General features: G+C 58.7%; 12 protein-coding genes. 4 read left to right on the top strand and 8 right to left on the bottom strand.

The features are described 5' to 3' along the window. Positions 1-84: 84 nt before the first annotated feature. Positions 85-1,062, bottom strand: a complete 978-nt coding sequence (locus HKD40_RS11100; RefSeq protein WP_169195832.1) for a zinc ABC transporter substrate-binding protein — start codon at positions 1,060-1,062, stop codon at positions 85-87. A gap of 170 nt (positions 1,063-1,232) precedes the next feature. Between HKD40_RS11100 and znuC the strand changes: the two genes are divergently transcribed. The 4 genes from znuC to HKD40_RS11080 all read left to right on the top strand — a co-directional run bounded on the left by znuC (position 1,233) and on the right by HKD40_RS11080 (position 4,073). Beyond that, positions 1,233-2,021, top strand: a complete 789-nt coding sequence (gene znuC / locus HKD40_RS11095) for a zinc ABC transporter ATP-binding protein ZnuC (RefSeq protein ID WP_169195926.1) — start codon at positions 1,233-1,235, stop codon at positions 2,019-2,021. Between the two features lie 89 nt (positions 2,022-2,110). Next, on the top strand, positions 2,111-2,929 hold the full coding sequence (locus HKD40_RS11090; RefSeq protein WP_169195831.1) for a metal ABC transporter permease: 819 nt from the start codon (positions 2,111-2,113) through the stop codon (positions 2,927-2,929). Beyond that, the gene (locus tag HKD40_RS11085) at positions 2,919-3,329 is read left to right on the top strand and encodes a Fur family transcriptional regulator (RefSeq protein ID WP_169195830.1); all 411 of its coding nucleotides are present in this window, start codon (positions 2,919-2,921) and stop codon (positions 3,327-3,329) included. The genes HKD40_RS11090 and HKD40_RS11085 overlap by 11 nt, the downstream gene beginning before the upstream one ends. Before the next feature lie 93 nt (positions 3,330-3,422). Next, positions 3,423-4,073 (top strand): outer membrane beta-barrel protein, encoded by a 651-nt coding sequence (locus HKD40_RS11080; RefSeq protein WP_169195829.1) that lies wholly within the window; start codon positions 3,423-3,425, stop codon positions 4,071-4,073. A 31-nt stretch (positions 4,074-4,104) separates the two neighbouring features. On the opposite strand, the gene rsmD is transcribed toward HKD40_RS11080, so the two are convergent. The 7 genes from rsmD to HKD40_RS11045 all read right to left on the bottom strand — a co-directional run bounded on the left by rsmD (position 4,105) and on the right by HKD40_RS11045 (position 13,279). Continuing rightward, entirely contained in the window at positions 4,105-4,668 is a 564-nt protein-coding gene (gene rsmD / locus HKD40_RS11075) for a 16S rRNA (guanine(966)-N(2))-methyltransferase RsmD (protein WP_169195828.1), read from the bottom strand. Between the two features lie 97 nt (positions 4,669-4,765). Beyond that, entirely contained in the window at positions 4,766-6,718 is a 1,953-nt protein-coding gene (locus HKD40_RS11070) for a pseudouridine synthase (RefSeq protein ID WP_169195827.1), read from the bottom strand. A gap of 129 nt (positions 6,719-6,847) precedes the next feature. Beyond that, complete coding sequence (locus HKD40_RS11065; protein WP_169195826.1) at positions 6,848-7,561, bottom strand: hypothetical protein; 714 nt, start codon at positions 7,559-7,561, stop codon at positions 6,848-6,850. Positions 7,562-7,635: 74 nt separating this feature from the next. Next, on the bottom strand, positions 7,636-8,196 hold the full coding sequence (lspA, locus tag HKD40_RS11060; RefSeq protein WP_169195825.1) for a signal peptidase II: 561 nt from the start codon (positions 8,194-8,196) through the stop codon (positions 7,636-7,638). A 159-nt stretch (positions 8,197-8,355) separates the two neighbouring features. Beyond that, on the bottom strand, positions 8,356-11,280 hold the full coding sequence (ileS, locus tag HKD40_RS11055; RefSeq protein WP_169195824.1) for an isoleucine--tRNA ligase: 2,925 nt from the start codon (positions 11,278-11,280) through the stop codon (positions 8,356-8,358). Between the two features lie 156 nt (positions 11,281-11,436). Further along, the gene (locus HKD40_RS11050) at positions 11,437-12,408 is read right to left on the bottom strand and encodes a bifunctional riboflavin kinase/FAD synthetase (protein ID WP_169195823.1); all 972 of its coding nucleotides are present in this window, start codon (positions 12,406-12,408) and stop codon (positions 11,437-11,439) included. A 4-nt stretch (positions 12,409-12,412) separates the two neighbouring features. Beyond that, complete coding sequence (locus tag HKD40_RS11045) at positions 12,413-13,279, bottom strand: TIGR01459 family HAD-type hydrolase (protein WP_169195822.1); 867 nt, start codon at positions 13,277-13,279, stop codon at positions 12,413-12,415. Between the last annotated feature and the right edge of the window lie 59 nt (positions 13,280-13,338).

The following is a 13,338-nucleotide window of genomic DNA, read 5'->3' as shown; positions in this document are numbered from 1 at the left end:
ATGAGAGGCGTGCGAAGACGGGCGTCAGGACGACGCCGAGACCGCCTGCGGGTGCAGGCGGAATAGGATGAAGGGGGAGAGTTGTCAGGTCAGGCAGTCCACAAGACCGGTGGCAATGGAGCGGAGCATTGCAGGATACAGGTCTGGACCTTCGGGGAGTGCGGAACCTTCAGGATCCAGCACGCCTGACTTGGCGGCGGAGCCCTCAACAATGACGCGCACCACTGCGGGCTCGAAATTGGGTTCGGCAAAGACGCAGGTTGCGCCAAGCTCGGAGACCTTGTGCCGAAGCTCATCAATGCGGGCCGCGCCGGGGGCAACGTCTGGCGAGACGGTGACCGTGCCCGCAAGGGTGAGATCAAAACGCTGTTCGAAATACTGATAGGCGTCGTGGAAGACGACGAAGGGTTTTCCGGCAATTGGGGCCAGTTGGGCCGCGAGTTCGACCGTTAGCGCCTCAAGCGCGGCACGGGTGGTTTGCGCATTGGCTACATAGGTTGCCGCATTGTCCGGGTCGGCCGAGACCAGTGTTGTTTCGATGTAGTCGACGATGAGGATTGCATTTTGTGGGTCTAGCCAGAAATGCAGATCCTCTCCGCCATGAGAGCCATGGTCGTGCGCATGATCATGCGCGTGGTCATCCTCATGGGCATGAGCCGCGTGCTCTTCAGCAGTTTCGCTCGCATGATCGTGGTCATGCGCCTCAAAGGCTCCGCCTTCGCGCATGGGCAGAAGCTGCAGGCCGGGTGTATCGGCGAAGGCGACAATTTGGGCCTTGGTGGACAGCGTATTGAGGGCATCAGCCAAGAACAGCTCAAAGCCATTGCCAGTCCAGAAGACGATATCAGCGCTCTCAAGCGCTGCCGCGTCGGATGGGCGGAGCGAATAGGTGTGCGGGGAAGCTGCGCCTTTGACGATCAAGATTGGTGCGGCGACATCGCCCATAACTGCAGTGACCAGCGAATGGATGGGCTTGGTGGAGGCAACGACATCGGGCGCAGCCAAAACTGTGCCGGTGAGCAGCATGGTCGCGAACGCGGCGAGGGAGAGCAGCTTGGTCATCTGTATGCCTTCAGGGTAATGTTATGTTATTACGCTTGCGGCGATGTTATGCTATAACGTAAAGCTAAGCGTCAAGAGCGTGGGTTAGAGAAACTTGCTTCCCACCGATCACGTTCGCAGCCTGCCCCCCCGAAGACCCCGGGCCAAGTGAGTTTGAGTTGAACAAGACTATGAACAGCGCCAGCACACGCGAAAAGCTCATCACGCTCACCAATGCCGGCGTGCGCAAAGGCGCGCGGGTGTTGGTGGAAGGCGTTGATCTGTCGATTGCGCGCGGCGAGATTTTGACCCTGATTGGCCCCAATGGCTCGGGCAAGAGCACCACGGCCAAAATGGTGACGGGTGTTCTGAAGCCAAGCATGGGCGAGGTATCGCGAAAACCGGGGCTGACCATTGGCTATGTGCCACAAAAGCTGGCAATCGACTGGACCTTACCACTGACCGTCGAGCGTTTGATGACGCTGACCGGAACATTCGCCAAGGATGACATCATCCGTGCGCTCGACGCCGTTGGGGCCAAGCGCTTACTGGGCGCGGCCGTGCAGGAGCTGTCGGGTGGGGAGTTTCAACGCGTGCTGTTCGCTCGCGCCATGATCCGCAAGCCCGATTTGTTGGTGCTGGACGAGCCCGTGCAGGGCGTCGATTTTTCGGGCGAAGTGGCGCTCTATCAGTTGATCCGGGAAATACGAGACACGACTGGTGCAGGCATTTTGATGATCAGCCACGATCTGCATGTAGTGATGGCGGAGACCGATACGGTCATTTGTCTCAATGGCCATGTGTGCTGTCGCGGCACGCCCAATGCGGTGAAGCGCGACCCCAATTATCTCAAGCTCTTTGGTGAGCGCGCCGCTTCGGCGCTGGCGATTTATGAGCACCACCACGATCACGAACATCACGATGACGGCTGCGTGGTTGGCGCAAAGCATGACCACGAGCATGGGCATAGCCATGAGTGACATCGTGATGAGGTTCCCCCACCCTCAGTCCCTCCCCGCAAGGGGGAGGGAGGCAGAGTTGCGTATGTTGCTAGGATCGAAGACTAAAAATGTTTGGTGATTTCTTTTCTCGAGCACTAATCGCAGGGATTGGGCTTGCCGCTGTAACCGGGCCTCTGGGGTGCTTCGTCATTTGGCGGCGCATGAGCTACTTTGGCGACACCATGGCCCATTCAGCGCTGCTCGGCGTCGCCCTGGCCATGCTGCTCTCGGTGAATGTGACGCTCGGCGTCTTTGTGGTGGCGGCAATGGTGGCGGGGGCCCTCTTGGTCTTGCAGCGCCAAAACACGCTTTCAGTGGACGCGCTGCTGGGGATTTTGAGCCACGCAACGCTGGCGGTTGGCCTTGTTCTCGTGGGTTTCCTGACCACGGTGCGCATCGATCTGATGGGCTTCCTGTTCGGGGATATTTTGGCGGTCTCGTTGGATGACATCATCATCATCTATGCCGGTGGCGCAGCGATCCTTCTTATGCTGATCCTCAATTGGCGGCCCCTGCTCGCCTCTACAGTCAGCCCAGAGTTGGCCGAGGCTGAAGGTCTGCGCCCGGAAGTGAGCCGGGTCATTCTGATGTTGCTGATGGCCTGTGTGATCGCCATTTCCATGAAGCTGGTTGGCGTTTTGCTGATCACCTCGCTACTCATTATCCCAGCGGCAACGGCGCGACGGTTGAGTGCGACGCCGGAAATGATGGCACTCGTCGCTTCAGGCTTGGGCATGATTGCCGTGGTTGGCGGGCTCTTCGGTTCGCGCACTTGGGACACGGCTTCAGGTCCATCGATTGTGGTGATGGCGCTGGTGCTGTTTTTGCTGTCACTATTGGTCCCGGCCGGACGGCTTTTCGGGAGGAAAGAACACAATGGCGCATAGTCACGACATTCCCACGGACCTGACCCGAAATCAGGAACTGGTGCTGGGCGCGCTCAACACCTCCCCTGCCCCACTTTCAGCCTATGACATTCTCGATCGCTTGCGCATCGAGGGCATTAAAGCGCCGCTGCAGATTTATCGCGCTCTCGACAAGCTGGTGGAGCGCGGACTGGCGCATCGGCTGGAGTCGCTCAACGCATTCGTCGCCTGCGCTGACGCGCATTGTCACCGCAAGGGGCTGATTGCTTTTGCGATTTGCGAGGACTGCGGAAAGGTTGATGAATTTGCGGATGCAGTAATCGAAGAGCGTTTGGGCGGCTGGGCGCAGTCTACCGGGTTTAAGGTGGAGCGCACGACCATGGAAATTCGCGGCAAGTGCCAAAGTTGTTTAGAAAATTGATGCTGAAGATGAACTTCAACATTATGCAACACTTCTGCGTTTGACGTCGCCGGACTTTTCCCCAAAATAACCACAGATTTTAGTGGTTAAATTATGAACAAACTGATTCTATTCGTCGTGTTGGCTGCGGGAACTGCAGGGCCCACTTGGGCGCAAGATGATCATGATTGGTCTGGCTTCTATGCTGGTGTGAGTGGCGTTTACACAACAAGCCAAAACGACAAATCTTTCGTGACCAGCCCAGACAGAGTCCGCAATAGCTTTGGCATGGAAGGGGCTATGCTCGGTGTACAGGCCGGCTACCTCACTAACTTCGAAAATTTTGTACTCGGGGTTGAAGGCAGCGTTCTCTTCGGCAAGCTCAACGGCAATGACAACCATAACGGTAGCTCTTACGAAGAGATGACCGTCAATAACTTGGCGTCCTTGACGGCCCGCTTCGGCTACGCTTTCGATAGCGTCTTGCTCTATGGCAAAGTGGGTGTCAGCACCGGTTCAGTAAACATGCTGACATATGAAAGCCATCTACCGGACACTGATCGCGAATCGATGACCTCCCAATATGTCGGTCCAACAATTGGCGCTGGCGTCGACGTGGCGCTGAATGACAATATTTCCGTGAGAGCCGAGTATAATCTGCACTTCCTTGGCCGCAAAGAGCACCCTTGGGCGTACTGGTCAGATGCGATTTACAAGATCGACAAGACCCAAGATGTCCGCATCGGGATCAATTACAAGTTCTAAAAAAAGCCGCCCACGGGCGGCTTTTTCAGTTTTATGTCCGAACTCCAAAACTCAGGAAGCGGACAGCGGCAGCGCCGTATTCGCGGGTGTCTTCCAGCTCAAAGCCTGCCGGAATGGTGACTTCGGCATCAGCAGATTCTTCCCAAACGATCAGCGCGCCAGGGGCGAGCCAGCCGTTAGCGGCAATCTCAATGAGCGCCTTTTCACCCAGAGACTGGCTGTAGGGCGGATCAAGGAAGACGAGGTCGAACTGGCCAAAGGTACCGGGTGTGCCCAGAGCCGTGGCGTCGCGGCGCAGGAGCTTGGTGATGCCCGCCACGCCAAAATCCTGAATGTGATCGCGGATCAAGCCGCGCCCTTCAGCACCGGTTTCAACGAAAGTGCAGTGCGCGGCGCCGCGCGAGAGGGCTTCAAGGCCGAGAGCGCCCGTGCCTGCGAACAGATCAAGCACGCGCTTTTCAACGAGCACTGGTCCCAGACGCGAACCTAGAATGTTGAAGATCGACTCGCGAGCGCGATCCGAGGTGGGGCGGATGCTGTCGTCGGATGGGGAATTGAGCTGCTTGCCCCGGAATTTGCCGGCAACGATGCGCATGGTTTTTATCTCCACCGATCTAGGCGCTTAAGCGGCCATTCGGTTTGCAATACAGATAGACAAGCCCCCGCTTTCGCGGGGGCTAAAGGTTTGCTGATTAGCCGCGTGGCTTACGCGGGCCGGTCGGACGAGGACCGCCCGAAGATGGACGCGAGTTCGACGGACGACCGCCGGCGGGACGTGCACCACCTGGCTTGCCGCCGAATGGCTTCGCGCCAAACGGCTTTGCACCGAAGGGCTTACGGTCACCGAATGGCTTGTCGCCACGCGCTGGACGATCCGAACGCTGCGGACGATCACCGTAATCGCGCTGTGGGCGATCATTCGATGGACGGTCCGAACGCTGTGGGCGATCAGCAAAACCGCGTGCTGGACGCTCGCCAGAGGGACGCTCTGAGCGTTGTGGACGATCACCGAAGCTGCGCGCTGGACGGTCACCCGATGGGCGTTCTGAACGCTGTGGGCGATCACCAAATGGACGATCCGAGCGCTGTGGACGATCACCGAAGCCGCGTGCTGGACGCTCGCCCGATGGACGCTCTGAACGCTGTGGGCGGTCGCCGAACGGACGATCCGAACGCTGCGGACGATCACCCAAGCTGCGTGCTGGACGCTCACCCGATGGACGCTCAGAGCGCTGTGGACGATCACCAAAATCGCGCTTTGGACGGTCGCCAAATGGACGATCCGAACGCTGTGGGCGATCACCGAAATCACGCTTTGGACGGTCGCCGAATGGCTTGTCGCCACGTGGCGCACGATCACCAAACGGCTTGTCACCGCGTGGAGCGCGATCACCATACGGCTTGTCACCGCGTGGAGCGCGATTACCATATGGCTTGTCGCCGCGTGGAGCGCGATCACCAAATGGCTTGTCGCCGCGTGGAGCACGATCACCATATGGCTTGTCGCCACGTGGAGCACGATCACCAAATGGCTTGTCGCCACGTGGAGCACGATCACCAAATGGCTTGTCACCGCGTGGAGCGCGATCACCACGGTCTTCGCGTGGTGCGCCGCTGCCGAAGCTGCGCGCTGGCTGATCATCACGATCAAAGCGCGCGCGTTCCTGAGCGCGTGGTTCGTAGGCTTCTGGTGCGCGACCGTCGTCGTCAAAGTGTACCTTGCGAGTACGGCCTGTCGGACGATCTTCATCGCGGCTGCCAAAACGCGGCGGGGCGCCACGGGCAGGATTTGGACGGGCATGGTCACGGTCACGCGGGGAGCGGACGCGATAGGTCTCGTCACGAACTGGCGGCACGTACTCTGGCATTTCGCTTTCAAAATCGACACCAGCCGATTCAGCAAGCTTCTTGCCGAGCTGATCGCGCAGCATGCGGGACTTGACCATTTCGACGCCGCCTTCGGCCAGATCGCCGAGCTGGAACGGGCCATAGGAGACGCGGATCAGACGGTTCACTTCGAGACCGAGCGAGCCAAGAACGTTCTTAACTTCGCGGTTCTTGCCTTCACGCAGACCAAGAACCATCCAGACGTTGTGGCCCTGTTCGCGTTCGAGCGTTGCTGTGATCGGACCGTATTGGATGCCGTCAACAGTGATGCCGTGCTTGAGCGCATCAAGCTGCGCCTGAGTGACGTGGCCATAAGCACGCACGCGGTAGCGACGCAGCCAACCGGTGGCTGGCAGCTCGAGGACGCGCTTGAGGCCACCGTCGTTGGTCAGCAGAAGCAGACCTTCGGTGTTGATGTCGAGACGGCCAACAGTGAGGACGCGCGGCAGACCCATGCGGTCGAGCGCTTCGAAGATCGTTGGGCGACCTTCTGGGTCCTTTTCGGTAACAACGAGGCCGGCAGGCTTGTTGTAGAGCCAAACGCGTGTGCCTTGGCGGGCAGCGAGTGGCAGGCCATCGACTTCGATCTTGTCGCGGCTGGTAACGTTAAAGGCCGGGGTAATGACCTTCTTACCGTTCACCGAAATACGGCCATCGGCAATCCAGCCTTCAGCGTCACGGCGGGAGCAGAGGCCGGCGCGGGCGATGACCTTGGCTAGACGGTCAGCGGCTTCGGGTTGTTTAGGAGTGTCGCTCATAGCGGACTTTCAAAACATGCGGGACCCATAATGCCTATGCAGGGGCTTAGGCGGGCGGCGCGGAAAAAAAGGGAAAGCGGCCGGATAGATCCGACCGCTAAATTCGGTTTGGCGTGACGACCGCTACGCTTAGAGCTTTGTCTCGTTAGAAGTCAGTCCAAGGCTTGGGCCGGAGTTCGACGAGCTCGCGGATGGCGGTAGTGCTACAGCGCCGCTCCGTTCGATAGCGCGGCGGACATCGCCTGGGCAGCGCGAGTCACGCAAGGAGACGATCTCGCCAGCTGGCGTGCGGCACACAAGCTGAGCATCACCCACACGCGTAAAATACTCTGCAGGTGGCAGGTAAAGCGGACGGTTGTTCGACGCGGTGACAGCCATATTGTTCTGCTTCATACGAGCAGTGAGCTGGCGCGCCTCGTCTTCGGTCAGAGCACGACCGCTGAGCGTACGCATGTCGACAACACGCGCATTGCGCAGGCGGGTAATGTCGTCCTGAGACATGTTGCTGGTGTCGATACGAACGGTGTTGCTGTCCTTAGGAAGCTGCGCAACTGCCGTCGCCTGCTGCGGCGCAGGCAGAGCACCACCGGAACGCGGCAGGGCCAGAGGCGCACGCGCATTCGTCAGATCATCCTTGGGAGCGTCGCCCGGAATGAGGCCGACGCCTCGCGCGGTCTGATTGAGGACATCGCGTTCAAACGTGCCGAAATCAGAGAGGGCATTGGTGCCTTCCATGGTCGTGCATGCGCTCAGCGCCAGCGCCGCGACAAGCCCAAATGCAACGAGTCGAACTCGTGCAGCAGCGGAAACAGCAGAAACCTGCCCTGTCAAACCAGTACGCATGCAACGTCCCTTACGATCTTGGCGTGCTTATAACGCATAATATTGGCTAAAGCCAGATTTTGGCACGAGCGTGATCATGTTGTTTTGGCAGAATTTCGGCCAAAGCCGAACATATCCAAAAACAGCAAGATCACGCCGAACGTAATCGCGACATCAGCGATGTTGAAAATATAGAAGGACCAATTGCCCCAATAGAAGTGGAAGAAATCTGCCACCGCACCATACATCAAGCGATCAAGCGCATTGGACAGCGCCCCGCCGATGCAGAAGGCCAAGCCCACGCGAACGAGAAAATCGCTCGTGCGCAGCCACCAGACAGACAGAGCCGCCACCGCCACGAGCATAATGGCGCCCAAAGCCCAGACCGGCAGGCCATCGAGAAGGCCATAGGAAATGCCGGTGTTCCAGACCAAAACGTAGTCAAAGAAATTGGTGACTGGGACAATCTCGCCGCCGCGCCAGCCCGTCATTTCAACGGGGCGATAGCCGAACGGGATTTGCGTGCACAGCGCCTGACCGAAGGCATAGCACTCCTGGGCGATGTGATAGCCCTTTTGTGCACGATCAATCCCGAACACAATAACGGCAGCCATCAGGGAGGCGAGAACCGAGGGGTTGCGAAACGAGCTATGCATCCAAAACTCCGTTTAACGCCCCAAGGGGATCACCCCAATGTGAGCAAAGACTGCGCTGCGCCCATCAAAGCTCCGCTTGCGCAGGGATGATAGGCATTTTGCTCAGAAAGGCAAAAATCCTCCCCTCAAGTGAGGGAAGGATTGAAGCGGGAGAAAGACCTATAGACCTGCTGCTGCGCGTTCACGCAGAGCCTGCGCATCGCGGGCACTGACGTCTGGATAGTCTGCATCCGAACCAACGTCGGGCAGAACCTTCCAAGAGCGCGCGCAACGCGTGCCTTCAGCAAGGCCCGGCACAACAGAGATACCGGCCACATCGTCCAGACGGAAGGCTTCAACAGGGCCTTCGTTTTGCAGAACCTTAATCGCCGAGGTGATGGCGATTTCAGCAAGGTCCTGACCTTCGAGCGCAACGGTGTAGCGAGCGTCCGAAACGTAAACCACCGGAGCGGCTTCAAGCGACGAACCGATCCGCTTTTCGCGGCGTTCGATTTCGAGCGCACCGGTCACCACGCGGCGAACCGAGCGGATGAGGTTCCACTTTTCGGCCAGCGTGTCATCCTGCCACTCTGCCGGGATTTCCGGGAAGAGACGCAGGTGAACCGAACTTTCTGTGCCTGGGTGCCGCTCGAGCCAGCTCTCTTCCATGGTGAAGACTAGGATCGGAGCGAGCCAAGCCGTCAGCGCATTGAACAGGTGATCAAGAACGGTGAGCGCCGAACGACGCGTAATGGACGAGATCGGATCGCAGTAGAGCGTGTCCTTGCGGATGTCGAAGTAGAACGCCGAAAGCTCGATGTTCATGAAGTTCGACAGAAGCGTCACGACCTTGCGGTAGTCGTATTCCTTGTAGGCTGCGCGCACGCCAGCATCGAGCTGGGCGAGACGGTGCAGCATGAGGCGTTCGAGCTCTGGCATATCCTTGGCGTCGACAACGTCGTCCGCCTTGAAGTGCGCCAGATTGCCCAAGAGCCAACGCAGGGTGTTGCGCAGCTTGCGGTAGCTGTCGACCGACGTCTGGATGATTTCCTTACCGAGGCGCAGGTCTTCCGTGTAATCGGAGGATGCAACCCACAGGCGCAGGATATCAGCGCCGAACTGCTTGATGATGTCCTGTGGCGCAACGGTGTTGCCCAAGGACTTCGACATTTTCTTGCCCTCGCCGTCCATGGTGAAACCATGGGTCAGCACGCTGTCATATGGCGCGTGGCCATTGGTGGCGCAGCTTTCGAGCAGGGACGAATGGAACCAACCGCGGTGCTGATCCGAGCCCTCAAGATACATCGAGGCCGGGAACTTCAGATGCGGCCACTTCTGCTTGTTGCGCAGAACGAAGGCATGGGTCGTGCCGCTATCGAACCAAACGTCAAGGACGTCCTTGATCATCTCGTAGTCGTCAGCGTTATACGCGTCGCCGAGGTACTGCTGGGCAGCGCCATCAAAGTACCAAGCGTCGGCGCCCTTTTCTTCAAAGGACTGCGCGATGCGTTCGTTGACGAGTTCGTCACGAAGGATTTCACCAGTGGCCTTGTTGACGAAGACGGTGATCGGAACGCCCCAAGCGCGCTGGCGCGACAGAACCCAATCAGGGCGATCGGCGATCATGGCGCGCAGACGATTCTGGCCCGTTGCAGGGTAGAACTTGGTCGCATCGATGGCGTTGATTGCACGCGAGCGTAGGGTGTCGCCTGCCTTGCCGTCGAACTCGCGATCCATATAGACGAACCACTGCGGGGTGTTGCGGTAGATCACCGGCTTCTTGGAACGCCAAGAGTGCGGATACTGGTGCTTGACGCGACCACGGGCCATCATCGCGCCAGCTTCAGCCAGAGCGGTGATAACGCGATTGTTGGCATCGCCCTTCTTGCCGTTGTCATCGATGACGCGCGCGCCATCAAAGCCCGGTGCGTCCTTGGTGTAGAAACCACCATCGTCGACAACATAAGGAATTGCCGGGTCGATGCCGCGATCCTGCAGGAGGCGGGTCGATTCCATCCAGATGCCAAAGTCATCAAGACCATGGCCTGGAGCGGTGTGCACGAAGCCGGTACCAGCGTCGTCGGTGACGTGTTCGCCATCGAGCAGAGCCACGTCGAAGGTGTAGCCACCAGCATAGCCGCGCAGTGGGTGCGCAACGGTGATGGCACTCAGCTCTTCAGCGGTGACGGTTGCGCGCTTTTCGAAAGCGGAAACCTTGGCCTTGGCCATGACTTCGCCAACGAGCTTGTCAGCGATGATCAGCTTTTCGCCAATCTTGGCCCAGTTTTCTTCCGGCGCGTCGGTGATCTCATAGAGACCGTAGGCGATACGGTTCGAGAACGAGATCGCGCGGTTGGCAGGGATGGTCCACGGCGTGGTGGTCCAGATGACAACCTTAGCGTCCTGATGCGCACCGGCGATCACAGGGAACTTCACCCAGATGGTGTCGCTCTCGTAATCAGCATATTCGATTTCGGCTTCAGCGAGCGCGGTGCGCTCAACAACCGACCACATCACCGGCTTAGAGCCGCGATAGAGCTGGCCGGACATGGAAACCTTCATCAACTCGCGCGCGATCTGGGCTTCCGCGTCAAAGCTCATGGTCAGGTATGGGTTGTCCCATTCACCCAAAACGCCGAGGCGCTTGAACTCTTCGCGCTGGATGTCGACCCAGCCTTCAGCAAAGGCGCGGCATTCCTGACGGAATTCGACAACCGGAACTTCGTTCTTGTCTTTGCCCTTGGCGCGGTACTGCTCTTCGATCTTCCATTCGATCGGCAGGCCGTGACAGTCCCAACCCGGCACGTACGCCGCGTTGAAGCCAAGCATCTGCATCGAACGGGACACCATATCTTTCAGCGTCTTGTTCAGCGCGTGACCGATATGGATGTTGCCGTTGGCGTATGGAGGGCCATCATGCAGCGTGAAATAAGGGCGATCCTTCGCCTGTTCGCGCTGCTTGGCGTAAATGTCCATGTCTTCCCAGCGCTTGAGCCAGTCTGGCTCACGCTGGGGCAGCCCGGCGCGCATTGGGAAATTGGTTTCCGGCAGGAACAGCGTGGCCGAATAATCGGTTTCGGTCGCGCCTTGTGCGGTATCGTTCATGGATCGGCAATCGGGGTTTTTGGAAGAATTGCGGGGGTTGTAGCAAGGCAAGGCCGCTGGGGCAAAGGTTGATTTGCGTCCCTAGGGCAGAGTTCGCACCGGCCGGGCACTTCTGTGGCCGATGCGCGTCTTGTCTTTAGCGCTTGTATTGGGCGCTTAGCCGAAAAAGCCGAGCTGACGATCAACCTCGGACAGGGGCTGGGTCTCAGCGATAATCTGTCGCGCCTTGCGGGAGTCTCGATCCATCGCCGTGATCAGCTCATCGAGGCCTGAAAAGACTTCCTGGCCGCGAATGTGACCCACCAGCGCAACCTCCAAGGTCTGCCCATAAATGTCTTCGTTGAAATCGAAGAGATGGGTTTCAAATGGAGGGAGCTGATTGTTGAACATCGGCTTGCCGAAGGCAGCGACGCCATCGAACAGACGATCGCCCAGGCGCGCGCGAACGGCATAAACGCCCTGTGCAAGCTGGAAGCCTGTCGGCGTCATGGTGTTGGCAGTTGGGTAGCCGAGTTCGCGGCCACGCTGATCGCCCTGCACCACGCAGCCTTCAAAGAACCAATGATAGCCCAGAAGACGGTTGGCGGCCGTGACAGCACCTTCGGAGAGAGCTGCGCGAATACGCGAGGACGAGATGGGCTCATCGCCCTCATCCATCAGATCAAGCTGTTCGACGGCAAAGCCAAGGCGCGCACCGGCGGCAGCCAGGAAGGCTGGCGTGCCCCGACGCTGGCGACCGAAGTGGAAATCCGCACCGACGATAACGCCTTTTACACCGAGCTGCTCGACCAGAATGGTCGACACAAAGTCTTCGGCCTCAATCTGGGAAAACGGCTTATCGAAGGGCAGAATGACAATGCCATCCAAGCCCAAGGCTTGCGCCAGACGCGCTTTCGCCTCGCCATTGGTGAGGCGGAACAGATAAGGCAAGGGTGCAAAAACGTCGCGCGGATGCGGCTCGAAGGTGAGCAAAAAGGCAGGAACGCCCGCCTCTGCCGCCCGCTCGCGCAATTTGGCGATGATGGTTTGGTGGCCGCGATGCAGGCCATCAAAATTGCCAATGGCGAAGTAAGCGCCGCGCGCCGCCTCGGGGAAACCACTTAAGCTGGAAAGACGGGTAAAGCTCACCGGATCACCAGGTCAATCGAGGAAGATAACCAGCGGTGCGGGCACGGCTTGGCTCCAGGAGATCGGCAATGGCCTGTGGATCAGGATTGCCGAATGCGTCGAGCTCAGCGGCGTGGATCGAGCCGGTGATGAACAGCAGGTCAATGCCGAACTGGGCCGCACCCGTCGCGTCGGTACGCACGCTATCGCCAATAGCGATGACACGAGACTTATCAAGCGCAGCGCCATTGGCCTTTTCGGCCAAGCGCAAAGCTTCGTCATAGATCGGGGCGTAGGGCTTACCAGCCATGTAGACCATGCCGCCCATGGCCGAATAGAGGTCGCCCAAAGCGCCGCCGCAATAGATGATCTTTTCGCCGTGCTCGACGACACGATCAGGGTTGGCGACGATCATTGGAAGCTTACGCGCTAACCAGCCCTGTGCGCGTTCGCGGTACATTTCTGGGGTATCATCATCATCATCGAGATCGGTGACGATAACGACATCTGCCGCAGCGGTGTCGGTGCGGGTAAGGTCGAAACCTTCATAGAGCGCATCATCCTTGGCTTCGGGACCAACGTGATGGATGTTTTTGCCCTTGTACTTGGCAATCATCGAGCGGGTTGCGTCGCCTGAGGAGACGATGTCGTCATAGGCATCACGCGGAACGCCGAGTTCGTCCAGCATTTCAATGATGGGCGCAGAAGGGCGCGGCGCATTGGTGATGAGCACGACACGGCCCCCACCCTTGCGGAAATTGACCAAGGCCTCAACGGCCTCGGGGAAGGCATGAATGCCGTTATGAATGACGCCCCAAACATCGCTCAGAACCGCATCATAGCGACTCGAAATCTCGGAAAAACCGGTAATATTGGGCAGGGACGAGGTCATAATTTGCCTTGATCGTGGCGACGGTGTTGAGCCCTATGTGGCACTTTCTTCGCCAGGAT

It is taken from the genome of Devosia sp. MC1541 (assembly GCF_012847305.1).
Lineage (GTDB): Bacteria > Pseudomonadota > Alphaproteobacteria > Rhizobiales > Devosiaceae > Devosia.
This window is presented reverse-complemented; position numbering and strand designations above follow the sequence as displayed.